Origin of the sequence: Solibacillus sp. FSL W7-1436 (assembly GCF_038007305.1) — a bacterium.
Taxonomy (GTDB): Bacteria; Bacillota; Bacilli; order Bacillales_A; family Planococcaceae; genus Solibacillus.
This window is the reverse complement of record NZ_JBBOWV010000001.1, coordinates 3,516,442-3,538,255: the sequence shown is the minus strand read 5'-3', so window position 1 is coordinate 3,538,255 and position 21,814 is coordinate 3,516,442. Positions and strand designations below refer to the sequence as shown.

The window sequence follows — 21,814 nt, the reverse complement described above, 5'->3', positions numbered from 1 at the left end:
AATGCGCGGAAGAATTCTTAAAGAAAGTATAGACCTCTTTGATAAAAAGGGGTTCAGCAAAACTTCCATTCAAGATATTATTGATACGATCGGTGTGACAAAGGGTACCTTTTATTATTACTTTAAAAGTAAACAGGAATTATTAATGGATATTCACTTAAATTATATTAAAGAGTTATTAGCCGAACAAGAAGTGATTTTAAATGATGAATATCTAAGCAGTATAGTAAAAATAAATAAATTAATTCATTTAATTATAAAAAATATTAAAGTACATGGTAAGAGCGCAAGAGTATTTCATCGGGAGTTTCGGCATCTGGATGATAAGCAATTAAAGTTAATCAATGATTACCGAAAAGAGTTTCGTATAAATCTCGAAAAGCTTTTTGATGAAGGTATTGAAAAAGGAGAATTCAGGGAAGATCTTAGAAGTGATATTGTTATCTTTGGCATCCTCGGCATGGTTAACCGTTCATATAATTGGTATAATCCGGATGGAGAAGTAACAGAAGAAGAGCTTGTGAGTACTTATATGGAAATGATATTAAATGGAATAAATAAAGATACAAACACTACGGGATATAAGAATGGAAACTTCAGCGGAAGTATTTTTTAAAAGGGAATATAATTATAGAAATATTAGCCAATGCACGAAAAGAAATTTATGGACAAATTACGAGCAAAAGAGTAAACAGGCATCTGTGTTACGTAAGCCCGTAATCAAACAACGCATATAAAACATCAGGCACCTCCGGTACGATAAATGTATCAACCAAAGGAGGTGCCATTTATGTCTAAAAACAAATTAACCATTGTTCCCGTCAAACTCGATCCTCTTCCAGTTGAAACTTCTTCGAATCATTCTCTTCAATACACTGCTGAGCCAAGTTGTGTAATTAAAACCGCTGTGGCTGAAATTTCCTTCTTCAATGGCGTAGATGAGCGCATTATCCAAACCATTATGAAGGAGCTGAAGGGATGAAACAGGATTTTACGAGCGTGCAAAACATCTACATCATCTGCGGTAAGACAGACATGCGTAAAGGTATTGATGGTCTCGCAACGCTCATTCAAGATTCTTTCGAATTGGATCCGTATAGTGATTCTATCTTTCTGTTTTCTGGATGGAGCAAGGATCGGTATAAATGTTTGTATTTCGATGGAGATGGCTTCGCCATGCTTTATAAACGATTAGATAATGGGAAATTACAATGGCCAAAAGATGAAAATGAGGTACGCAAACTTTCGCAACAAGAGCTGCGTTGGTTGTTGGAAGGATTATCTCTACAACAGCCGAAGGCAATTGCAAAATCTGTAAAAGGTATCTTTTAATCATCATATATTAAATGGTATAATCATCCACATATAACTTGAACGGAAAAGTGGTGAACGATTTGACGCTTGTTAAACAGAAGCAAGAAGAACAAAACGAACGTATTATACGATTACTTGAAGAACAGTTAGCTCAGTCAAATCGACAAATAGAAGCGTTGACGGAACAAGTTCGTCAATTAACGAAAGCCTTATACGGCTCTAAGTCAGAGAAATCCAAATATCAAGCACCAGACGGACAGGGCTCTTTATTTGAAGAAGATCCGTCTTTTAACGAACCTGAGCAGACAGAAGAACAAAGCACGGAAACGGTTAGTTATACCGTTACTCGTAAAAAGACAAATAAAAAACGAAATGATTCGTTTCGTGAGGATATTGAAGTTGAGGAAATTCATCATCATCCAGCTAATTTAGCTTGTGATTGTTGTCTCGGTGAAATGGTAGAATTCAGTTCAACGATGGTACGTGAAGAAGCGAAATTTATTCCAGCTACGTTGAAACGTGTACAACATTTTGAACATGCTTATGAGTGCAAAGCGTGTAAAAAAGATGCCCTACAAAAAGCACAAATCAAACGTGGTAAAGCACCACAAGGCGCTATCCAAAGAAGCATTGCCGGACCCACTGTTTTAGCAAAACTTATCTATGATAAGTTTATCCAGTACTTGCCTCTTTACCGTCAGGTAAATGAATGGGAGCGACATGGCCTACATACCAACGATAAGAATTTATCCAATTGGGTAATACGCGTAGCAGAAGATTGGCTTCAACCGCTTTATGTTTTGATGAAGCAACTATTGACGGCGAAATCTGTGCTGCATGTGGATGAAACGTATGCACAAATACTCAAACGTTCAGATGGGAAATCCGCTCAATCGAACGCCTATAACTGGGTATGTCGTAGTGTACAAAGTGAAGGTCCTATTATCGTTTTATTTAAGAGCGCTCTCTCACGAGGGCGAGCTATATTAGAAAATTTAATTGCAGGGTTCAAAGGGACTGTGATTTGTGATGGCTATTCGGCTTATGGTCAATTGCCTAATGTTCAGTTCGCTAACTGTTGGGCGCACGTACGACGTTATTGGCTGAAAGCTGATAGTAAAAACGGGCGAATAGGTGTTGAATATTGCGATCGTTTATTTCACATCGAGCGTAAAATCAAACACCTTTTACCGGAAGAACGTGTGCGAGTTCGTCAACAAGAAGCAAAGCCCATCGTAGCTGAATTTTTCGATTGGATTGACCGTTCTCCTTTCTTTGGTAAAAACGCAATTGCGAAAGCAGCGGACTACACATTGAGCCGAGCAGATGAGTTAAAAGTCTTTCTTGATAACGGTCACATCGCAATTGACAATAATCCCGCTGAAAATGCGATTCGTCCAAATGTTATTGGCCGTAAAAATTGGCTTTTCTCTGTGAGCGAAGCGGGTGCCAATGCGAATGCCATCTGTTTAAGCTTGGCTGAAACGGCCAAAGCAAACGGGATTGATTTTTATCAGTATCTGGTGAAGCTGATGACGGAATTACCAAATTTACCATTTCATCAGCAACCTGAGATTTTACATAACTACATGCCTTGGTCAGAAAATATTCAAGCCACATGTGCAAAATAGCCAACTATCTGAAAAAAATTTAGGATAGTTGGCCATTTGTCGTGCGTACCGTAAAGGTGCGCTATTTTTTATATTTCGGGCTTACTGTGTTACTCTTTTTTTTTATCCGTTCAAAATTTGTAAATTAAAAAATTAGCCACAGACATTGTGAAAACAAGGTTATGTGGCTTTTTTATAGATTTTTTGTAAGCCCGTAATCAAACAACGCATATAAAACATCAGGCACCTCCGGTACGATAAATGTATCAACCAAAGGAGGTGCCATTTATGTCTAAAAACAAATTAACCATTGTTCCCGTCAAACTCGATCCTCTTCCAGTTGAAACTTCTTCGAATCATTCTCTTCAATACACTGCTGAGCCAAGTTGTGTAATTAAAACCGCTGTGGCTGAAATTTCCTTCTTCAATGGCGTAGATGAGCGCATTATCCAAACCATTATGAAGGAGCTGAAGGGATGAAACAGGATTTTACGAGCGTGCAAAACATCTACATCATCTGCGGTAAGACAGACATGCGTAAAGGTATTGATGGTCTCGCAACGCTCATTCAAGATTCTTTCGAATTGGATCCGTATAGTGATTCTATCTTTCTGTTTTCTGGATGGAGCAAGGATCGGTATAAATGTTTGTATTTCGATGGAGATGGCTTCGCCATGCTTTATAAACGATTAGATAATGGGAAATTACAATGGCCAAAAGATGAAAATGAGGTACGCAAACTTTCGCAACAAGAGCTGCGTTGGTTGTTGGAAGGATTATCTCTACAACAGCCGAAGGCAATTGCAAAATCTGTAAAAGGTATCTTTTAATCATCATATATTAAATGGTATAATCATCCACATATAACTTGAACGGAAAAGTGGTGAACGATTTGACGCTTGTTAAACAGAAGCAAGAAGAACAAAACGAACGTATTATACGATTACTTGAAGAACAGTTAGCTCAGTCAAATCGACAAATAGAAGCGTTGACGGAACAAGTTCGTCAATTAACGAAAGCCTTATACGGCTCTAAGTCAGAGAAATCCAAATATCAAGCACCAGACGGACAGGGCTCTTTATTTGAAGAAGATCCGTCTTTTAACGAACCTGAGCAGACAGAAGAACAAAGCACGGAAACGGTTAGTTATACCGTTACTCGTAAAAAGACAAATAAAAAACGAAATGATTCGTTTCGTGAGGATATTGAAGTTGAGGAAATTCATCATCATCCAGCTAATTTAGCTTGTGATTGTTGTCTCGGTGAAATGGTAGAATTCAGTTCAACGATGGTACGTGAAGAAGCGAAATTTATTCCAGCTACGTTGAAACGTGTACAACATTTTGAACATGCTTATGAGTGCAAAGCGTGTAAAAAAGATGCCCTACAAAAAGCACAAATCAAACGTGGTAAAGCACCACAAGGCGCTATCCAAAGAAGCATTGCCGGACCCACTGTTTTAGCAAAACTTATCTATGATAAGTTTATCCAGTACTTGCCTCTTTACCGTCAGGTAAATGAATGGGAGCGACATGGCCTACATACCAACGATAAGAATTTATCCAATTGGGTAATACGCGTAGCAGAAGATTGGCTTCAACCGCTTTATGTTTTGATGAAGCAACTATTGACGGCGAAATCTGTGCTGCATGTGGATGAAACGTATGCACAAATACTCAAACGTTCAGATGGGAAATCCGCTCAATCGAACGCCTATAACTGGGTATGTCGTAGTGTACAAAGTGAAGGTCCTATTATCGTTTTATTTAAGAGCGCTCTCTCACGAGGGCGAGCTATATTAGAAAATTTAATTGCAGGGTTCAAAGGGACTGTGATTTGTGATGGCTATTCGGCTTATGGTCAATTGCCTAATGTTCAGTTCGCTAACTGTTGGGCGCACGTACGACGTTATTGGCTGAAAGCTGATAGTAAAAACGGGCGAATAGGTGTTGAATATTGCGATCGTTTATTTCACATCGAGCGTAAAATCAAACACCTTTTACCGGAAGAACGTGTGCGAGTTCGTCAACAAGAAGCAAAGCCCATCGTAGCTGAATTTTTCGATTGGATTGACCGTTCTCCTTTCTTTGGTAAAAACGCAATTGCGAAAGCAGCGGACTACACATTGAGCCGAGCAGATGAGTTAAAAGTCTTTCTTGATAACGGTCACATCGCAATTGACAATAATCCCGCTGAAAATGCGATTCGTCCAAATGTTATTGGCCGTAAAAATTGGCTTTTCTCTGTGAGCGAAGCGGGTGCCAATGCGAATGCCATCTGTTTAAGCTTGGCTGAAACGGCCAAAGCAAACGGGATTGATTTTTATCAGTATCTGGTGAAGCTGATGACGGAATTACCAAATTTACCATTTCATCAGCAACCTGAGATTTTACATAACTACATGCCTTGGTCAGAAAATATTCAAGCCACATGTGCAAAATAGCCAACTATCTGAAAAAAATTTAGGATAGTTGGCCATTTGTCGTGCGTACCGTAAAGGTGCGCTATTTTTTATATTTCGGGCTTACGATTTTTTTACAGTGGCAACAAGTTGTGTTTACAAAAAATGGTTGAACTAATATTGGAGGTATGTATATAATGTGCTTATAGTATATATACATTATACAAAAAGGTTTGTGATTATTTGGATGTTTCACATTTTATATTACGGCTTAACTGTTAAAACAAGTAATAAAGAACACAATTTTAATTGATTTTTAATAAGTAAAAATGAGGGATTGGCATGCAAATAATTATTTCAAACATTTCTAAGGAACCAATTTATGAACAAATTACAAATCAGATTAAATCCGCCATTTTAGCAGGTGAATTGCATGAGGGGGAAGCAATACCTTCCATGCGTAATCTTGCCAAAGAACTGCAAATTAGTGTAATCACAACGAAGCGTGCTTACGAGGAATTAGAAAAGGCGGGCTTTATCTATTCGATTGTCGGAAAAGGGTCCTTTGTTGCAGAGCAAAATTTAGAAGTCATAAAAGAAAAGAAATTGAAAGTCATTGAGGAGCAAATGAGCTTGGTCATCACGAATAGCAGAGAAATTGGCATCTCACTTGAAGAATTACAAGACTTATTAAAAATTTTATATGAGGAGTGATTTGAATGGAGAATGTTGTTGAACTTACAAATGTTTCGAAAAAGTTTAAAGGTTTTTCTGTTAAAAATCTAAATTTAGAAGTGAAGAAAGGCTTTATAACAGGCTTTATTGGGGCAAACGGTGCGGGTAAATCGACTACGATAAAAATGATGATGAATCTATTAAGACCGGATGTCGGTGAAATTAAGCTTTTCGGTTTGGATTACATGAATCATGAGAAGGCGATTAAAGAGCGCATTGGGTTTGTTTACGATGGCAATGTGTTTTTTGAAGGGCTGAACTTAAAAGATATAAAGCGCATCGTGGGCCCTGCATACAAACGCTGGGATGAATCACTATTTCATCAATACTTGGAAAAATTTGAATTGCCGCTGAATAAACAAATAAAGACATTTTCAAAAGGAATGCAAATGAAGGCATCATTGGCCATAGCACTATCCCATCATGCGGAACTTATTATTATGGACGAGCCAACAGCAGGTTTAGATCCCATTTTTAGACGAGAGCTTTTGGAGCTTTTACAGGAGTTAATGGTGGATGGAGATCGTACCATTTTCTTCTCCACACATATTACATCCGATTTAGACCGTATTGCAGATTATATCGCTCTCATTCAGAAGGGGGAATTAATATTTAATCAGTCTATTCTTGATGTAGTTGAAAACTATGCACTTGTTAAAGGAAGATTGGAACTTCTGGATCGCGACACTGAAAAGGCTTTTATTCATGTTCACCGTGCATTAACAGGATTTGAAGCATTAACGGATGATATCAAAGGAGTACAAAGAATTTTCGGAGACACCGTTGCCATTGATCAAGCCTCTCTGGAAGAGATCATGTATTACTTGAAAGGGGGAATACAACATGTTTAATCTAATTAGACGTGATGTCATATTACAGAAAAAACAGCTATTACTTTTTATTCCTTTTGTCATTTTCTTTATTATAATGGAAGCAAATCCAGTTATGATCTTTCTTGTTGCCAGTATTCTTATTCCCTTTAACACATATGCTTACGATGAAAAAGTAGAGACGAACATATTGTTAAATTCCTTACCTTATACACGTTCGGAAATAATCGCATCACGCTATATCGGTGCTATTATCTATATGGTTTTAGCAATTGGTGTGACAAGTCTCACATTGTTTGTTTTCAATAAACCTTTTACACTAACACACATTGCGATTGGCTGTAGTTTATTTTTATTATTTGCTTCCTTTACCTTCCCATTATTTTATTTATTTAAACCAGGTTATATTTTTCCGGCTGTATTGATTAGTTTTCTCCTTTTAACAGCGGTCGGACCGTCTATTGCGATATTTTTAGCAGACCAATTGACCGTTATAAAGGATGTTATTATTAATTTATCCATCCCTGCTTTATATACAGGAGTAACAATTGTCGTCATCACACTCTATGTTGGTTCTTGGTTTGTTACCAACAGCATTTACCAGCGAAAGGCGTTATAAGTAAAGATAATATCCATACTGATGTGAAATATAAATAATTCATTAGCTATTCAAAGAGCAAACTTCGCAACGTGCTGGTTTGCTTTTTTAGTTGGTAATTAGGAATTAATGCTTACAATTTCCTTGCGAATTACTTATTTGTTTCTCTAATAGTATATTTATGGTAATTTAGTATTAATTCAGTTTTTTATTATAAAGGAGGAGTATTCAATATGGTTTCATTTCCTAAACCAGGGGCAGAGCAGTTTTTAAGGACATTTTCAATAAGAGATTTTGCGGTAAGTCCAGATGAAAATCAACTCGTTTTCAGTACAAATTTAAGCGGAAAGTATAATTTATGGGCAATGAATCTGCCTAGTACATTCCCGACACAGCTGACATTCAATAACCAGAGCTGTCAAGGTCTTCTGTATGATAAACAAGGACGATTCATCCTTGCTGGTTTTGATGACGATGGCAATGAAAATACACAATTTTACGGGTTGCCTCTTCATGGCGGTACATTACAACCAATTATTCATGAAGAAGGAACACGCAATACTGGAATGATCCTTTCAGAAGACGGGAAAAAGCTTTACTACACTTCTTCAAAAGGAAATCCTTCTTTTTTGAATACGTATAAATATGACCTGGAGACAGGGGCGGAAGAATTAGTTTTAGAAGGGAAAACGACACCTACGTTAACAGTTGGTTTAAGCCCGAATGAAGAAACGCTCCTTTATATGACGGCGTATTCAAATACACATACACTGTTGTATGCAAAACGGGAGAACGACCATACTTTGCTGACACCGTCTACCGATTCTCAGCACACGGTTAGTGATGCATGTTTCGCAACAGATGATCTTGTTTATTTTTTAACGGACTACAACGCAGATTTTACATACTTAGCTTCGTATAATTTAGAAACAAATGAATTTATTAAAGTAAAAGATATTGAGAATGAAGGCTTCACTACTCTGAAATATGACCAACATAAACAGCGCTTATATATTGTCAGTGAAAAAGGTGTAGAAGATACTGTATACATGTATGATTTGTCTTCAAATGAGTGGCAGAAAATACAAGCGCCATGTAGCACGATCGATAAGCTTGTTGTCACGAAGTCAGGTAATTTATATGTTTTAGGCGGTACTGCTACTAAACCGGATAATATTTACCGATTGACAGATAATGAATGGATTCCTCTTACGCAATATGCAGTTCCGGGTGTCGACCATAGCGAATTAGTGGAGCCTGAAGTTATTACGTACCCTTCTTTTGATGGGCTGGAAATTGAATCTTTATTCTTCAAAGCGAAAAAGGAAAATGATAATGGGGAAATCATCTTCTGGCCACATGGTGGTCCACAAGCTGCAGAGCGAAAATTCTTTAGAGCTTCGTTCCAGTTCTTTTTAAATAATGGCTATAGTATATTTGCGCCAAATTTCCGTGGATCAACAGGTTATGGATTAGCTTTCACAAAAATGGTAAACGGAGATTGGGGATATGGTCCGCGACTTGATAATGTCGCAGGTCTTGATTGGCTTATTGATAAGGGTTATGCAGAAAAGGGTAATATTTTATTGATGGGTGGAAGCTATGGTGGCTATATGGCCTTACTGCTTCACGGACGTCATGCGGATTATTTCAAAGCGGTAGTCGATATCTTTGGACCATCGGATTTGTTTTCATTTGTCAATTCGGTTCCGGAAGACTGGAAGCCGATGATGGATCAATGGGTAGGAAATCCTGAAAGAGACAAAGAAAAATTTATCGAATATTCCCCGATTACGTATTTAGAGACAATGACAAAACCAATGCTCGTTATCCAAGGAGCAAATGATCCGCGCGTTGTGAAAGAAGAGTCGGATCAAATTGTGCAGGCGCTGAAAGATAAAGGCCGTGAAGTCGAATATATGCTTCTTGAAGATGAAGGGCACGGATTCTCCAAAAAAGAAAATGAAATTGCGGTTTACCAAAAAATCCTTTCCTTCTTCAGCCAATTTGCAGAGTCTAAAGTGGAAGCATAACTTTTATTAGATAAAATATAATAAGCGACAATCATTATACAAAAGTGATTGTCGCTGTTTTTACTTTGAAGTAATGATATCGATTAGCGTTTTTAACCCGTCGTTCACTTTGACCAGCTGATCATTGCCTCTCACTTCAAAAAAATACACGTTATCGCTATTTTCAGGAGAATATATGTAACTGGCTGCTAATTGCTGTTCCAGTACTGGCTTACGATTAAACTGATGGACCCTCACCACATACATGACTTCGTTTTCCTGTAAGTATTCGATTTCAAGCACTGGCTCTTCTTTAAGGATTTTATTGTCCGGCCGTTCCAACTGAATGTATGGGAACCTGTAAATTTCAACCATAGGAGTAAAAGCGGGGTCCGAATTCGTCATCACTAAAACTTCTTCATTTGTTTTCGTATCTCTAATTGAAACCGTATCAATATGACTATTCAAAGCTTTTCCTATAATCGCATCCCTGCTAGACTCTTGCCACATATCAAAAATAAACCAGCCCAACACAATGGCACCAATAGAGATTAACCAAAGCCATTTTCTCATCACTTAGACACCTTGCCAGTAAAACTAGTCAATTGAAGTGGCGTTATTGTTCCTTGATGGAAATAGAGCTGCCAGTGCCCGTCAATCAATTTCCAAATCGAACTGCGCAGTGTATTCCGTTCTCTAGTGGTATCAACTAAAAAATAAGTAGCTAAGACAATGTCATGAGCGAGCGGATAGATTTCGTAGTTATGCAGCTTCATTTCTGTCATAACAACACCCGTTTCAAGACACTCTTTTTTATCATAAATATAACCGGAGCTGCCAATCTCAAAAAAATCATCTGCTAAAATGGCATCAAGCTTTTCTTTACTCCTTCTAACTTCCAACCCGGTATGACTTTCCTCTAGTTGCTGTAAATGCTCTTTTAAATTCTCTATCAACACAATTACCACCTAACTTTTTTATGTATACCTTAACTTATTTCTAGATTTTACAAGTTAAATCCTCTAAATTAAAGATATCTTAAATCCTTTTTGGTAATAAAAAGGGAATATTTATATGCACAACGCTTTTAAGGAATTTCAACTAACAGCTGAAAGGATTTCATTCAATGGACTACTTAAATAATTTAATTCGTCAAATAAGTGAAGAATATGAAAAGCATATTGAAAAAAGGCCTTATATCGTTGCTATAGATGGCTTATCGGGTGCCGGCAAAACTACGCTTGTAAAGCAGCTTAAACGTATTTTAGAAAATGTCGTTGTAATTCATATTGATGACCATATCGTTGAAAAATCCAAGCGGTATAATACAGGGCATGAACAATGGTTTGAATATTATCAATTACAGTGGGACACCAAATTTTTGAAAGAGCAGCTTTTTCTAAAAATACGACAAAATGTCCCATCATTAAAACTACCCCTTTATCAAAAAGAAGAGGATACTCATCTCGACCAAACAATTAATTTATCTGACTGCAGCATGGTAATTATAGAAGGCATCTTTCTTTTACGGGATGAATGGAAAAACTGTTATGATTATATCGTTTTCTTGGATTGTCCTAAAGAAATGAGGTACGCACGTGTAATTCAACGAGATACATATATTGGGGATATAGATGAAAGAGTAAACAAATATACGAAACGATATTGGCCTGCAGAAGAATATTATTTGGAAAAACAAAAACCTATGGAACGAGCTCATTATATTCAAAAATTTAACTGAATTTTGAAACTTCCGTAGAATTTGAACGTATAAGTTGATAGAGGGGAGAACGTTTAATGAAAGAAAAAATTTATTCAAAGAGTAGTGCGCAAAAAAAGTCGAGTTATGTTATTCCTGTATTTATTGGGGCTGGATTAGGTGGAGTATTAGGGTTAGTTGCATATGTGAAAGATTGGCTATGATACGTACAGCAGTATTTATAGCTATCACATGAATAGAAGATTTTGTGTTCGAAATATTATAGAAGAAGGTAATGATTAATGGAAAATAAAAAGATAAGTAAAACCGACATAGCTTTGTTTTCTTTTTCTGCTTTAGCACTAATTTTACTATTACTAAATTATTTCTTATTTGATTAAAGATTTATACATTCTAAGCGTATCGACGTTTTTTTCTACAAGAATGGTAATCGCCTGTGCTTCTTCAACAAATGGATAATGGTTCGACTCATTAAATATCGTAAGGTATAATTTTGGAATCACTTCAGCGATTTCATAGCTGAATTCAACCGAACAAGGATGATTGGAGGTTAAATTTTGGATGCATTATCAATCCTGGTTATTGTACTCATCGTCACCGGAATGGTTGTATGTGCAATTAAAATGAGAAGCTTGAGAGATAAAATTCATGATAGTTCAGCTACACCAATTATTATTAGGTGGATAATAGGAACAACAGCATGGGGAGTATTGAGCATTTATATTGTAGTATGGTGGCTAATGCCTCGATTGCTGTAAAAACCTGCAACATTCAAAAAAAGGACCTGGTTGATATACGAAGGCAGGATAATATGACAAGTTCAGAAAATGCAAAAACGCTCAGGTTTTATTTGTACCTGAGCGTATAAAATGCTTGTTCAATTAAAGCCCTTACTTTGTGTTTTGATAAATAATACCAAAAACTGTACCTATCCAAACCCCTATGAAAATAGTAATCGCAAAGAAGCCTAGACCCATACCTTCCCAACCACCAACAACTAATATGCTAAAAAGTATTAACCCAAAGCAAAGCAGGCTCATTATAGCAGAGGTTAAAAGTAATATATTTTTCGAAACTTTCCGGCCAATAAAAAACATCATAAATGCAAACAAAATTCCTAACAATAATAAAGGAGTCCATCCGTCTAACATCAAAGCATCCACTTCATTACCCCCTGTTATGTTTTTGCGCGACTGACATGACTGTTATATACCCTAAAATTCATTCTGTAAAAATTTTAACATAAATTTTCCATTTCTTTAAGGGCAAAGGGAAAATGCTTAATGAATTACTCATAACTTCTAATAATTAAATCCGAAGATATCGGCTTTCGCTGTATTTCTCTAGCCCAAACGGATATAAGACCCCTTGAAAAAGAAGATTACACATCGTGGTTATCCGCATTTGAAAATAGATTGCCGTCACAACATCAATACGATGAAGGTGAAATAGATATGAGCATTTGTACAAAAGATTGGTTTGGAGATTTGGTAGATCGTCATCAAAGACTTGCTTCAGAAGATAAAGTTTATATATTCGGGGTTTTCCGAAAAGAGGATCTTGCGCATATTGGTTCAGTTGATTTTTCTACATTGTTGAGGGATGAATTTCAATGGGCAAGATTTGGTTATACGATCCACAACCAATTTTGGTTACAAGGATATGGAAAGGAAGCTGTAAAAGCTGCACTTACACTAGCTTTTGATAAACTGAATTATCACCGGATCGAAGCACATATAAATCTGGATAACTTCCCATCCATTAAGTTAGCGGAAAGTGTCGGCCTGCAATTTGAATGTATAAGAAAAGGATTTATTTACGAATTTGACGAGTGGAAAGATCATCTCATTTACTATATAAATTCGAGGTAAGGGATAAATTTAATATAGCATCTTGTAATACACAAAGAGAAGGTAGGGAAAGGTTACTATTCAATACGCAATTGTGAAGTGGAAATTAGAGGTGAAAGTTCATGGATAATTTTTTTGCAAATTTAATTTTAATATCATCAATTTTTGGACTTGTACTATTTTTTATGAATAAGTTTTTAAGAAAATGGCTAAACGTTGAGAAGAAAGAGATCTTCTCCAATCACTTTGTAAATAAACAACATAAAAAAATAGATTGGACCATTAGAATAGCATTTATTGTGGTTATGTTATTTGGTTTCTTCATTAACATTAGCCAAGATTCTTCAAAGCACATCTGGTTTCTGCAACCATATATACTTTTGTTTGGCTTAATTATTGTAACGGAACTAGTCAGAATTGTTATGGAGAAGAGATATGCGGCAAACAAGAATGACTACATTTTTACGGCAGTACAATTAGTGGTTATCTCTCTATTTTTACTCGCAGTATTTTCGACAGACTTTTTTGGATTATTGGCATGGCAGTAAGTGTTTGTTTTACAAAAGTAACGTATTTATCGCTTAATGCTTACTAATGAGTGAACCACTGATGAAAAAGAAGTTAATAATAGCGGTTTTATTACTCGCACTTATATGTGCAGGGCTGTTCCAAGTTACGAAACTGAGAACATTTCAATTATTTGGAGGGTTGACCTACCAGGCGGAAACAAAGGAGAAGGTTATCGCTTTAACTTTTGATGACGGTCCGTCAAAGAATGTGGATCAGCTTTTGCCTTTGTTGGATGTATACAAGGCGAAAGCTACGTTTTTCCTTATCGGAGATGAAATTGAAAAGCATCCTGAGGAAGCAATAAAATTAGTTGAAGCAGGGCATCAAATTGGAAATCACACGTATTCACATAAAAGAATGGTTTTAAAATCGCCTTCTTTTATTGAAGAGGAAATAGAAAAAACGGATGAGCTGATTCGAAGCATTGGGTATGAGGGAGAAATTGACTTTCGCCCGCCTTACGGGAAAAAATTCGTTGGCTTACCGTATTATTTAAATAAGACCAACAGGGAAACGATTATGTGGTCGTTGGATCCGGAAACGTATTATACAAATGTGGATGAAAAAATCAATTATGTAATGGAAAACATTCAACCGGGCTCGATTATCTTGCTGCATCCCATGTATGATCAAACCGGCGGGACATTGCAAGTGGTTGAAACGATTTTAAAAGAGCTTACGAACGAAGAATATCGGTTTGTAACAGTGGATGAACTTCAGTCGCTATAATCTCTTTAGCATCATAGTAAGAAACAGAATAATATGAAGCCTGTATCTATGATTACTCGAAAATCTAAGAAACAGGTTTTTTTCTATTTCAATTTTACTTGTATGAGAACTTACATAATAAAATATTTTTGGGAATTTGAACCTGTATTGGATTGACAATCGTCTAATAGCAGAATTGAAATTTAATTGTAAGGAGGGCAGTACATTGGACAATGAAGAGAAGGATTATTTACTGGAAAAAATCATGATTGAATACGGGAATGAACTGGTGCGGCTTGCATTTTCCTATGTGAGAGATAAAGAAATTGCGAAGGACCTTGTTCAAAATACGTTTATTAAATGCTATAACAATCTGGAATCCTATCGATTTGAAGCGCAGATCAAAACATGGCTCTATCGTATAACAATCAATGAATGCAAAGATTATTTAAAAAGCTGGCATTACAAAATGGTGCAGGTTAAAAGTTTTATAAATGAAACAACCAAGGCTGTACTACCATCAATAGAAAAAACCGTAATTGATAAATATAAGGATGAAGAAATAAAAGATATCATTTTGTCGCTTCCCAAAATCTATCGGGAAGTTGTTTATCTTTACTACTATAATTCATTAAACACAGAAGAAATTGCCGGTGTTTTAGGTATCTCTGCAAATACTGTTTATTGCAAAATAAAAGTGCAGACTAGTGCAAAGAATTTGTACAGAGTCCTGCACTATTTTTGTGCATAAAAAAAGACTTGCCAGCCACCCCAAGTCCCTCTACTCTTTTAGGTGTCGAATCCAAAAAGTGGAGGTAAGAAAGGATGCTAGCAATGTCTGAAGTTAATTGTATCAAAACATTACGAAATGAAAAAGGACTATCTATTACCGAAATTGCCAATACAATGCAAGTGAATTGGCGCACTGCCAAAAAATATGGCGATGGAGATCAATTGCCTCAAGAGAAAACTCATTTGAAAACGGGCATGATGTACGACGAAGAATGGGGAGAAATCGTAATTGATTGGTTAGAAGAGGATTTAAAACTTAAGAAAAAGTTACGCCGTACAAATAAGAAAATGTTTGAAGATTTAGTAAAGAAGGGCTTCAAAGGTTCCTATAGAACACTTTGTAATTTCATTCAAGAATGGAAAGCAGCACAAGAAGACGAAATAGACAAAGGTCATGAACGTTTAGAACATCCAGAAGGAGAAGCTCAAGTAGATTTCGGGATTATGGAAGCTGTTCAAGATGGCGAAATACTTGATGTTCACGCATTGGTCATGTCATTTCCAGCAAGTAATACAGCATTTGCGGTACCGATGCCGGGTGAAAATTTAGAATGCTTTTTAGGCGGACTTCAAGTGTTATTTAAACAGGCTGGTGGTGTCCCATTGAGCATTCGAATTGATAACTTAACACCTGCGGTGAAAAAGGTAAGAAAAGGCGATTCAGAGGCACAACTAACAGAAGCCTTTCGACATTTCCAACAATATTACGGGTTCAAAGTGCAAGTATGTAACCCACGAAAAGGAAATGAAAAAGGTCATGTGGAAGGTAAAGTAGGTTATGTTCGTTATAACTTCTTTAGCCTACCTCCGGTAATAAAGGATCTTGAAGATTTAACGAATCAATTAGAACAACAATTAATCAAGGATCGTCAACGAGTTCATTATAAAAAAGAAGTAATGATTGATGAACTGTGGAAGCGCGAGCAAAAGCAATTAATCAAATTACCTGAAAAACCGTATCCGGTATTTAAGCAGTTTTTAATCAAGTTTAATAAATATAATGAATTCAAACTTGATGGGCATTTGATTCATGTGCCAAGAGCAAGAAACTACGTCCAGCTTTCTTGTGTGACCTACTGGGATTCGTATAAAGTCATCACAAATGACGGAGAAATTTTATTATCTGATGCCCGACCTTATATGAGAAAACGTCGTTTTATTCCATGGAAGGAAATCTTAAAAGATTGGTTGAAAAAACCACGTGTTGTAGGGCATTCCCGTTACTCAATCTATCTGCCAACGCGCATTAAAGAGTATTTAACAGTTCCTTCACTTGCGTTAAGAAAACAACGGATTAATGAATTACTGACACTTTTACTTACACATGATATGAATGATATTGATCAAAATTTTTATAATTATATTGGCCGTGAGGCTGAAGAAACTGAACATCCTTACGGTGTTAATTGGACAGAATATGATGCCTTATCCCCAAAAGGGACGGAGGTGTTAAATCATGAATGAAGATATTTTAACACTCTGTAAGCAATTGAGATTAGCATATGTAGCAGAAGCAATTAAAGAAGTGCCTTTTACTGAGCCGGAAGAATATCTGTATCAAGTTTTATTAAAAGAGCAGCTTGGCAGAGAACAAGCAAAAATAGCACGTAACTTGAAACAAGCTCGTTTCATTGATACAAAAACGCTAGAAAGCTACCAGTGGCATAAAGATATTTGTTTTCCTAGCCATTTAACGAAAGATGAGTTAGAACAGCTAGATTTTATTCGAAGAAAAGAGAATGTCATTTTAGTTGGCGCACCTGGAACAGGTAAAACACATTTAGCTTCTGCCCTTGGCCGAAAGGCTTGTGAGCATGGATTTGAAGTACGTTTTTATCGTGTATCGCATTTAGTTGAGGAGCTAGAGCACGCCCTACATACGGGGAAATTGAAGCAGTTTAGAAGTAAATTAGAGAAAGTTGATTTAATGATTTTAGATGAAATGGGTTATTTACCTTTCGGCAAAGAAGGAGCAGAATTACTGTTTCAAATTATTTCAGAGTTCTATGAACAAAAGAGCTTAATTATCACTTCAAATTTAGAATTTAGTCAGTGGAACCGCATTTTCTCGGATTCACGTTTAACGGCAGCTCTGGTGGATCGTTTGATTCACCACGCCCACATTATTTCCTACACGGGCCAGAGCTTCCGTTTAACAAATGCATTGTCGAGAAAATAGTGAAAAAAATCGGGTGGCAACACTCTGTATTTTTCGTTGCAATTCTCTGCACTTTTCTCTTGCAAAATACAAATACTGTGAAAACTCGATTAAGAAGAGCGAAGCAACGGTTAGAGCCGATGATAAAGGAGGCGGAACTTAATGGAAGATAATCGATTCAGAGGGAAATTTAATGATATTTCAGATCAGGAATTGAATTTTACGAAAGAGGACCGGACTGAAGTATTCAAAAAAATCCATAGCTTACAGAAAAGTAAAATCCAAAAAAAATCATTGATTCTATCCAGCAAGACCATCCCGATTACAACTGCTTTATTAATTGTTGGTCTCTGTTTATTTTTATTCCTTCCGTCAATGCTTCCTGGAACGATTAATAAAGAAATAAGCAACATTAGTTTAAATAAAGAAACGAATCCAACAGTTGCAGGCACCACAGGAACAGAAGAGGCAAAAGTGTTAACAACTCTGATTACGGTTAAGTCTGAAAAAATGGATGATCGAATTTACCTCAACCTTTTACTTTCATACAGTACAGACAAAAAAATGGTGAAAGTAGTATCGATTCCTTATGATACATATGTACCTGTCTCTGTTAATAATGATGGGACCACTTTAAACGACAAACTGTTATTTGCATATAATTATGGTGGCGCTAAAAATGTGAATACAATTGTCTCTAATCTTTTTGATATACCGATTGATTATCATGCAGTGATTGAACTCACGAGTTTTTCTTCGCTTATTGATTCTATTGGTGGGGTAGAGTATCATTTGCAGGATGATATTACAGTAAGAGGGATAACTCAAGCTGTATTGGAATTTAAGAAAGGCGCAAATCATTTAACTGGAGAAGGAATTGCAGCATTAATGATGGCCGCTACAGAGCCGAACAATCTTGATGAAGGGAACCTTTTAAAGCTGATGGAAGCCGTAATAGATAAAGCGGAAAATGAAACTTCATCAAATAAGTTAAAAGAATCATTAGCAAAATCATTAGGCGATATACAGTTGTCAGATAAGGATATTAGAGCTTTCAAACAAATATCCTTAAGCGGCGGAATGATCGATGATGCAATCACAATAAGTAATACAGAAGGCAAACACATTTACAGGTTTGATAATGAGTTTCTAAAGGCAGTCTCAAAAGAGTTAACTACCTTCAAATAGTTATGAGAGGCTCGATTTCCTCAATTGGAATCGAGTCTTTTTAAATTGAATGATTTAATCGTCTTAAATTCTTCACTTATTTAAGTTCATGCATAATCATGGTATTACGAATAAAATTATCGTCTTACTGAGAAGTTTAATATGAGTACTGATTTTTTGCCCTTTTTTGAATATTTATGTATTAATAAAATAAATAAATATTGTTGTTTATTCTATTGACGAGTTAAATTTAACTTGATATTATTCTACTATTGTTTTTAGAAAATCTAATAGACCTTGTATAAATTCAAGAAGATGGCTTGAAAGTTTCTACCAGCTACCGATAATAGCTGACTACAAGGAATGGGAAATAAATTCTATTTTTATTCCATTTTGTAGAGAAGCTTTGGCCATTCGTGGTCAAAGCTTTTTTTATTCTAGGATAATAAATTAATTGCTAACATTCTAGCAACTAGGAGATTACAACATGAAAAACTTTTTCAAATTTGCAGAACGGGGTACTTCGTATAAAACGGAAACACTTGCCGGGATCACGACTTTCTTATCAATTGCTTATATTTTGATCGTCAATCCCATTATCCTAAGTCAATCTGGCATGGATCATGGCGCTGTATTCACTGCAACTGCGCTAACTGCTATTATCGGCACATTGCTAATGGGTATACTTGCGAACTTCCCGATCGCGATTGCACCGAGTATGGGATTAAACTCCTTCTTTACTTTTACAGTTTGTATCGGAATGGGGATTGATTGGCAAGTCACTTTAACAGGTGTTTTTGTTGCCGGCATCATCTTCTTGATATTAAGTTTATTTAAAATCCGTGAAAAAATTATTAATATTATCCCAAGTGATTTAAAGTTCGCAATCGCTTCTGGTATTGGATTTTTCATCACGTTTGTCGGATTGAAAAACGGTGGTATTATCGTTGGTAATCCGGATACATTTGTGGCGATTGGCGATTTAACTTCGCCAATGACGTTATTAGCCATTCTCGGTATTTTCCTTACGATCATTATGTTAGTAAAAGGTATTAACGGTGGTATTTTCTACGCAATGGTTATTACGACAATTATAGGGATGCTGTTCGGTAAGATCGAAGTACCATCTTCAATCATTGGTAGTATCCCAAGCCTTGAACCGACATTTGGTGTTGTGTTCGGTCATTTAGATGAAATATTTACAGCGGAAATCCTGACAGTAATTTTCACGTTCCTGATTGTCGCTTTCTTTGATACAGCAGGTGCCTTAATTGGACTGACAAGCCAAGCAGGTATGATGAAAGACAATAAAATTCCGAATATCGGAAAAGGATTACTTGCCGATTCAGCTGCCGGTGTAATTGGAGCTGTATTAGGTACATCAACACCTGCAACAAGTGTGGAATCTTCTGCCGGGATTGCCGTTGGAGGAAAAACCGGATTCACATCAGTCGTTATTGCAGCATGTTTCGTCATTGCATTATTCTTCTCGCCACTTGTTAGCGTTATTTCTGTGGAAGTAACATCCGCCGCATTAATTATTGTCGGTGCATTGATGGCTATGGAAATCCGCCGAATTAACTGGACAAAGCTGGAAATCGTTATTCCAGCATTTTTAACAATTATTATGATGCCACTGACTTCTAGTGTGGTTATCGGGATTGGGTTAGGCTTTGTGCTGTATCCGATTTGTCTGATCGCACAAAAGCGTGCTAAAGAAGTACATCCGATTATGTATGTGCTTTGCCTGTTATTCCTTTTATACTTTGCATTTATCGTATAAAAGAGCTTCAAAATAAATGAAATAGGTTAGTTCAGCTAGAGCATGATTCTGTAACAAGAATCATGCTCATTTTTTTGAATCTATTTAAAGAATTGATATTAAATCAGACTCAATTGGATAATTATGTTAAAATTTAGAAGGTATCGTTACTCAACAAGAAAAATGTACCTAATGGAAAAGCTATCGAATATTTTATTCTAATAGAAGAAAATGAGGCGGGAAAATGTCACATGTAAGAATACGGTGTACTGGACTGATCATCGAAAATAATTCAGTACTTTTAGTGGAGTATGATGATAATGGAATCCATTATAATTTACCAGGCGGAGGATTGGAACCCGGTGAAACAATAATGGAGGGGGTTGCAAGAGAAGTGTTTGAAGAAACTACGGCAGATGTTGAAGTTGGACCGTTAGCATTAATTTATGAGTTTCCTCCGCATAAGCAATCCGGTGATTATGATGTGAATGGAAAACATGGACTCCATCTAATTTTTGACTGTACTTTAAAGAATCACTCGGTCCCGAAATTGCCTGAATATCCAGATCTTAATCAAACGGCGGTGAAATGGATTCCTGTAGAAGAATTGGGTTCAATCTTGCTGATTCCAAATATCCAACAGCAAATAAAGAACTATATTGATAATAGAAGAAATATCGAATTGATTGAGGATTACAGGCTGGAGAAACTCTATTTGAAGTGAAAGTCAGATCAAAAAATGTCCTAGGATAAAATTGAGGTGTTCAAAATGGAAGATTATTGTACAGAAACGAGGGCCTACTTTACTTTATATGGAGAGGATTTTTCTTTGGAGGAATTCACTAGAGAAATAGGAATCATTCCAACAGAAGCATACAGAAAAGGTGAAGAATATATTCGGGGTAAAACAAAACATGTAAGATTTGAAACGCCATGGGTGTACGGGTTAGATTACAAAATGACAAACGATCCAGAGGAACTAATTCACGACATTGTAAATATACTATATAACTCAATAGAGATTATTAAAAAATATGTAGATCACTACAATTTGAAATGTAAATTAGTTACGGTTATTTGTTTTAATTGTCAGCAGACTCGTGAGCTTGTTATGAATAAAAAGGCAATTGAATTTGCCAATCAAGTAAATGGGGAATTTGAATTCGATATTTATCATGACAACGATTAGAAAGGCGTTTTTAAGGATAGCGTGGATTCCATTTATTGTGCTGAATCGTAATTACTGAAACTTTTTTCAACTCGATTCCGTATGAAAGTATAACAAATCGTTTAGTGGGAGAGGGGAAAATATATGTCTGAAAAAGGCTGTATAAAATGTGGAAGTAAGGATGCGAGCAAGAAGGAAGTGGCGATGACCGGTACAGGGTTATCCAAAATGTTTGATGTTCAGCACAATCAGTTTATAGTCGTTTACTGCAATAACTGTGGATATTCAGAGTTCTATAATAAAAAATCGTCTTCAGCCTCGAATATTTTTGACCTGTTCTTTGGTTAAAAAGATAAATGTAGTTTTTTAGACTTAGCGGATCCTAAATGATCGAAATCCAGAACTAATTATGTAAATGT

The 21,814-nt window shown here is 36.3% G+C and carries 28 protein-coding genes, 1 pseudogene and 1 riboswitch; of the genes and pseudogenes, 26 read left to right on the top strand and 3 right to left on the bottom strand.

What is annotated here, in order from left to right; all coding sequences use genetic code 11:
* The first annotated feature begins 1 nt into the window (after position 1).
* The 11 genes from MKX73_RS17510 to MKX73_RS17460 all read left to right on the top strand — a co-directional run bounded on the left by MKX73_RS17510 (position 2) and on the right by MKX73_RS17460 (position 9,521).
* Positions 2-616 carry a TetR/AcrR family transcriptional regulator gene (locus MKX73_RS17510; RefSeq protein WP_340718557.1) on the top strand — a complete coding sequence of 205 codons (615 nt, stop codon included), beginning with the start codon at positions 2-4 and terminating at the stop codon, positions 614-616.
* A 174-nt stretch (positions 617-790) separates the two neighbouring features.
* On the top strand, positions 791-982 hold the full coding sequence (locus MKX73_RS17505; RefSeq protein WP_340718477.1) for a hypothetical protein: 192 nt from the start codon (positions 791-793) through the stop codon (positions 980-982).
* Positions 979-1,332, top strand: coding sequence for an IS66 family insertion sequence element accessory protein TnpB (gene tnpB / locus MKX73_RS17500; protein WP_340718478.1), 354 nt, complete (start codon positions 979-981; stop codon positions 1,330-1,332). The genes MKX73_RS17505 and tnpB (MKX73_RS17500) overlap by 4 nt, the downstream gene beginning before the upstream one ends.
* 62 nt (positions 1,333-1,394) lie before the next feature.
* Positions 1,395-2,945, top strand: coding sequence for an IS66 family transposase (tnpC, locus tag MKX73_RS17495; RefSeq protein WP_340718479.1), 1,551 nt, complete (start codon positions 1,395-1,397; stop codon positions 2,943-2,945).
* A gap of 267 nt (positions 2,946-3,212) precedes the next feature.
* Positions 3,213-3,404 (top strand): hypothetical protein, encoded by a 192-nt coding sequence (locus MKX73_RS17490; protein WP_340718477.1) that lies wholly within the window; start codon positions 3,213-3,215, stop codon positions 3,402-3,404.
* Positions 3,401-3,754, top strand: coding sequence for an IS66 family insertion sequence element accessory protein TnpB (gene tnpB, locus MKX73_RS17485; protein ID WP_340718478.1), 354 nt, complete (start codon positions 3,401-3,403; stop codon positions 3,752-3,754). Before MKX73_RS17490 ends, tnpB (MKX73_RS17485) begins: the two co-directional genes overlap by 4 nt.
* A 62-nt stretch (positions 3,755-3,816) precedes the next feature.
* A complete protein-coding gene (tnpC, locus tag MKX73_RS17480; protein WP_340718479.1) occupies positions 3,817-5,367 on the top strand; it encodes an IS66 family transposase in 1,551 nt (516 codons plus the stop codon).
* Positions 5,368-5,667: 300 nt separating this feature from the next.
* Positions 5,668-6,039: a GntR family transcriptional regulator gene (locus tag MKX73_RS17475; protein ID WP_340718555.1), complete on the top strand. Its 372-nt coding sequence runs from the start codon at positions 5,668-5,670 to the stop codon at positions 6,037-6,039.
* Positions 6,040-6,044: 5 nt separating this feature from the next.
* Positions 6,045-6,911 (top strand): ABC transporter ATP-binding protein, encoded by an 867-nt coding sequence (locus MKX73_RS17470; RefSeq protein ID WP_340718554.1) that lies wholly within the window; start codon positions 6,045-6,047, stop codon positions 6,909-6,911.
* Positions 6,904-7,509 carry an ABC-2 transporter permease gene (locus MKX73_RS17465; RefSeq protein WP_340718553.1) on the top strand — a complete coding sequence of 202 codons (606 nt, stop codon included), beginning with the start codon at positions 6,904-6,906 and terminating at the stop codon, positions 7,507-7,509. The genes MKX73_RS17470 and MKX73_RS17465 overlap by 8 nt, the downstream gene beginning before the upstream one ends.
* Positions 7,510-7,721: 212 nt before the next feature.
* Entirely contained in the window at positions 7,722-9,521 is a 1,800-nt protein-coding gene (locus tag MKX73_RS17460; protein ID WP_340718552.1) for a S9 family peptidase, read from the top strand.
* A 60-nt stretch (positions 9,522-9,581) separates the two neighbouring features.
* On the opposite strand, the gene MKX73_RS17455 is transcribed toward MKX73_RS17460, so the two are convergent.
* Together MKX73_RS17455 and MKX73_RS17450 are read right to left on the bottom strand one after the other, a co-directional pair.
* Positions 9,582-10,073, bottom strand: coding sequence for a histone acetyltransferase (locus tag MKX73_RS17455; RefSeq protein ID WP_340718551.1), 492 nt, complete (start codon positions 10,071-10,073; stop codon positions 9,582-9,584).
* Positions 10,073-10,456 (bottom strand): nuclear transport factor 2 family protein, encoded by a 384-nt coding sequence (locus MKX73_RS17450; RefSeq protein WP_340718932.1) that lies wholly within the window; start codon positions 10,454-10,456, stop codon positions 10,073-10,075. The genes MKX73_RS17455 and MKX73_RS17450 overlap by 1 nt, the downstream gene beginning before the upstream one ends.
* 170 nt (positions 10,457-10,626) lie before the next feature.
* Between MKX73_RS17450 and MKX73_RS17445 the strand changes: the two genes are divergently transcribed.
* From MKX73_RS17445 to MKX73_RS17435, 3 genes are all read left to right on the top strand, one after another.
* The gene (locus MKX73_RS17445; protein ID WP_340718550.1) at positions 10,627-11,241 is read left to right on the top strand and encodes a kinase; all 615 of its coding nucleotides are present in this window, start codon (positions 10,627-10,629) and stop codon (positions 11,239-11,241) included.
* A gap of 56 nt (positions 11,242-11,297) precedes the next feature.
* A complete protein-coding gene (locus tag MKX73_RS17440) occupies positions 11,298-11,423 on the top strand; it encodes a hypothetical protein (RefSeq protein WP_340718549.1) in 126 nt (41 codons plus the stop codon).
* 354 nt (positions 11,424-11,777) lie between these two features.
* Positions 11,778-11,978 carry a phosphate starvation-inducible protein PhoH gene (locus MKX73_RS17435; RefSeq protein WP_340718548.1) on the top strand — a complete coding sequence of 67 codons (201 nt, stop codon included), beginning with the start codon at positions 11,778-11,780 and terminating at the stop codon, positions 11,976-11,978.
* 132 nt (positions 11,979-12,110) lie between these two features.
* Here MKX73_RS17435 and MKX73_RS17430 read toward each other — a convergent pair whose 3' ends face one another.
* On the bottom strand, positions 12,111-12,383 hold the full coding sequence (locus MKX73_RS17430) for a YesK family protein (protein WP_340718547.1): 273 nt from the start codon (positions 12,381-12,383) through the stop codon (positions 12,111-12,113).
* A 159-nt stretch (positions 12,384-12,542) separates the two neighbouring features.
* Here MKX73_RS17430 and MKX73_RS17425 point away from each other — a divergent pair, with 159 nt between their 5' ends.
* The 12 genes and pseudogenes from MKX73_RS17425 (at position 12,543) to MKX73_RS17370 (ending at position 21,743) form a co-directional block, all read left to right on the top strand.
* Positions 12,543-13,091, top strand: a complete 549-nt coding sequence (locus tag MKX73_RS17425) for a GNAT family N-acetyltransferase (RefSeq protein ID WP_340718931.1) — start codon at positions 12,543-12,545, stop codon at positions 13,089-13,091.
* Positions 13,092-13,192: 101 nt separating this feature from the next.
* The gene (locus tag MKX73_RS17420; protein WP_340718546.1) at positions 13,193-13,618 is read left to right on the top strand and encodes a DUF4181 domain-containing protein; all 426 of its coding nucleotides are present in this window, start codon (positions 13,193-13,195) and stop codon (positions 13,616-13,618) included.
* A 61-nt stretch (positions 13,619-13,679) separates the two neighbouring features.
* Positions 13,680-14,369: a polysaccharide deacetylase family protein gene (locus tag MKX73_RS17415; protein WP_340718545.1), complete on the top strand. Its 690-nt coding sequence runs from the start codon at positions 13,680-13,682 to the stop codon at positions 14,367-14,369.
* 205 nt (positions 14,370-14,574) lie between these two features.
* Positions 14,575-15,099: a sigma-70 family RNA polymerase sigma factor gene (locus MKX73_RS17410; protein WP_340718544.1), complete on the top strand. Its 525-nt coding sequence runs from the start codon at positions 14,575-14,577 to the stop codon at positions 15,097-15,099.
* Between the two features lie 83 nt (positions 15,100-15,182).
* On the top strand, positions 15,183-16,604 hold the full coding sequence (gene istA / locus MKX73_RS17405) for an IS21 family transposase (RefSeq protein WP_340716814.1): 1,422 nt from the start codon (positions 15,183-15,185) through the stop codon (positions 16,602-16,604).
* Positions 16,597-17,319 (top strand): IS21-like element helper ATPase IstB, encoded by a 723-nt coding sequence (gene istB, locus MKX73_RS17400; RefSeq protein WP_340716815.1) that lies wholly within the window; start codon positions 16,597-16,599, stop codon positions 17,317-17,319. The genes istA and istB overlap by 8 nt, the downstream gene beginning before the upstream one ends.
* A gap of 65 nt (positions 17,320-17,384) precedes the next feature.
* Positions 17,385-17,471 (top strand): annotated as a pseudogene (locus MKX73_RS17395) (sigma-70 family RNA polymerase sigma factor); the annotation flags it as partial.
* Entirely contained in the window at positions 17,461-18,486 is a 1,026-nt protein-coding gene (locus MKX73_RS17390) for an LCP family protein (RefSeq protein ID WP_340718543.1), read from the top strand. The pseudogene MKX73_RS17395 and the gene MKX73_RS17390, both read left to right, overlap by 11 nt.
* Before the next feature lie 256 nt (positions 18,487-18,742).
* Positions 18,743-18,842, top strand: a riboswitch (purine riboswitch).
* A 110-nt stretch (positions 18,843-18,952) separates the two neighbouring features.
* On the top strand, positions 18,953-20,248 hold the full coding sequence (locus tag MKX73_RS17385; RefSeq protein ID WP_339171353.1) for an NCS2 family permease: 1,296 nt from the start codon (positions 18,953-18,955) through the stop codon (positions 20,246-20,248).
* A gap of 223 nt (positions 20,249-20,471) precedes the next feature.
* Entirely contained in the window at positions 20,472-20,951 is a 480-nt protein-coding gene (locus MKX73_RS17380; RefSeq protein WP_340718542.1) for an NUDIX domain-containing protein, read from the top strand.
* Positions 20,952-20,996: 45 nt separating this feature from the next.
* Complete coding sequence (locus MKX73_RS17375; RefSeq protein ID WP_340718930.1) at positions 20,997-21,416, top strand: DUF4279 domain-containing protein; 420 nt, start codon at positions 20,997-20,999, stop codon at positions 21,414-21,416.
* A gap of 123 nt (positions 21,417-21,539) precedes the next feature.
* Positions 21,540-21,743: a zinc ribbon domain-containing protein gene (locus MKX73_RS17370; protein WP_008403962.1), complete on the top strand. Its 204-nt coding sequence runs from the start codon at positions 21,540-21,542 to the stop codon at positions 21,741-21,743.
* The last annotated feature ends 71 nt before the right edge of the window (positions 21,744-21,814 follow it).

Coding starts and splice junctions, on each gene's coding strand:
- istB (WP_340716815.1), top strand. CDS start 16,597: ATGAATGAAGATATTTTAACACTCTGTAAGCAATTGAGATTAGCATAT.
- tnpB (WP_340718478.1), top strand. CDS start 3,401: ATGAAACAGGATTTTACGAGCGTGCAAAACATCTACATCATCTGCGGT.
- MKX73_RS17470 (WP_340718554.1), top strand. CDS start 6,045: ATGGAGAATGTTGTTGAACTTACAAATGTTTCGAAAAAGTTTAAAGGT.
- MKX73_RS17440 (WP_340718549.1), top strand. CDS start 11,298: ATGAAAGAAAAAATTTATTCAAAGAGTAGTGCGCAAAAAAAGTCGAGT.
- tnpB (WP_340718478.1), top strand. CDS start 979: ATGAAACAGGATTTTACGAGCGTGCAAAACATCTACATCATCTGCGGT.
- MKX73_RS17415 (WP_340718545.1), top strand. CDS start 13,680: ATGAAAAAGAAGTTAATAATAGCGGTTTTATTACTCGCACTTATATGT.
- MKX73_RS17465 (WP_340718553.1), top strand. CDS start 6,904: ATGTTTAATCTAATTAGACGTGATGTCATATTACAGAAAAAACAGCTA.
- MKX73_RS17370 (WP_008403962.1), top strand. CDS start 21,540: ATGTCTGAAAAAGGCTGTATAAAATGTGGAAGTAAGGATGCGAGCAAG.
- MKX73_RS17475 (WP_340718555.1), top strand. CDS start 5,668: ATGCAAATAATTATTTCAAACATTTCTAAGGAACCAATTTATGAACAA.
- MKX73_RS17375 (WP_340718930.1), top strand. CDS start 20,997: ATGGAAGATTATTGTACAGAAACGAGGGCCTACTTTACTTTATATGGA.
- istA (WP_340716814.1), top strand. CDS start 15,183: ATGTCTGAAGTTAATTGTATCAAAACATTACGAAATGAAAAAGGACTA.
- MKX73_RS17490 (WP_340718477.1), top strand. CDS start 3,213: ATGTCTAAAAACAAATTAACCATTGTTCCCGTCAAACTCGATCCTCTT.
- MKX73_RS17385 (WP_339171353.1), top strand. CDS start 18,953: ATGAAAAACTTTTTCAAATTTGCAGAACGGGGTACTTCGTATAAAACG.
- MKX73_RS17390 (WP_340718543.1), top strand. CDS start 17,461: ATGGAAGATAATCGATTCAGAGGGAAATTTAATGATATTTCAGATCAG.
- MKX73_RS17455 (WP_340718551.1), bottom strand. CDS start 10,073: ATGAGAAAATGGCTTTGGTTAATCTCTATTGGTGCCATTGTGTTGGGC.
- MKX73_RS17510 (WP_340718557.1), top strand. CDS start 2: ATGCGCGGAAGAATTCTTAAAGAAAGTATAGACCTCTTTGATAAAAAG.
- MKX73_RS17460 (WP_340718552.1), top strand. CDS start 7,722: ATGGTTTCATTTCCTAAACCAGGGGCAGAGCAGTTTTTAAGGACATTT.
- MKX73_RS17380 (WP_340718542.1), top strand. CDS start 20,472: ATGTCACATGTAAGAATACGGTGTACTGGACTGATCATCGAAAATAAT.
- MKX73_RS17505 (WP_340718477.1), top strand. CDS start 791: ATGTCTAAAAACAAATTAACCATTGTTCCCGTCAAACTCGATCCTCTT.
- MKX73_RS17445 (WP_340718550.1), top strand. CDS start 10,627: ATGGACTACTTAAATAATTTAATTCGTCAAATAAGTGAAGAATATGAA.
- MKX73_RS17420 (WP_340718546.1), top strand. CDS start 13,193: ATGGATAATTTTTTTGCAAATTTAATTTTAATATCATCAATTTTTGGA.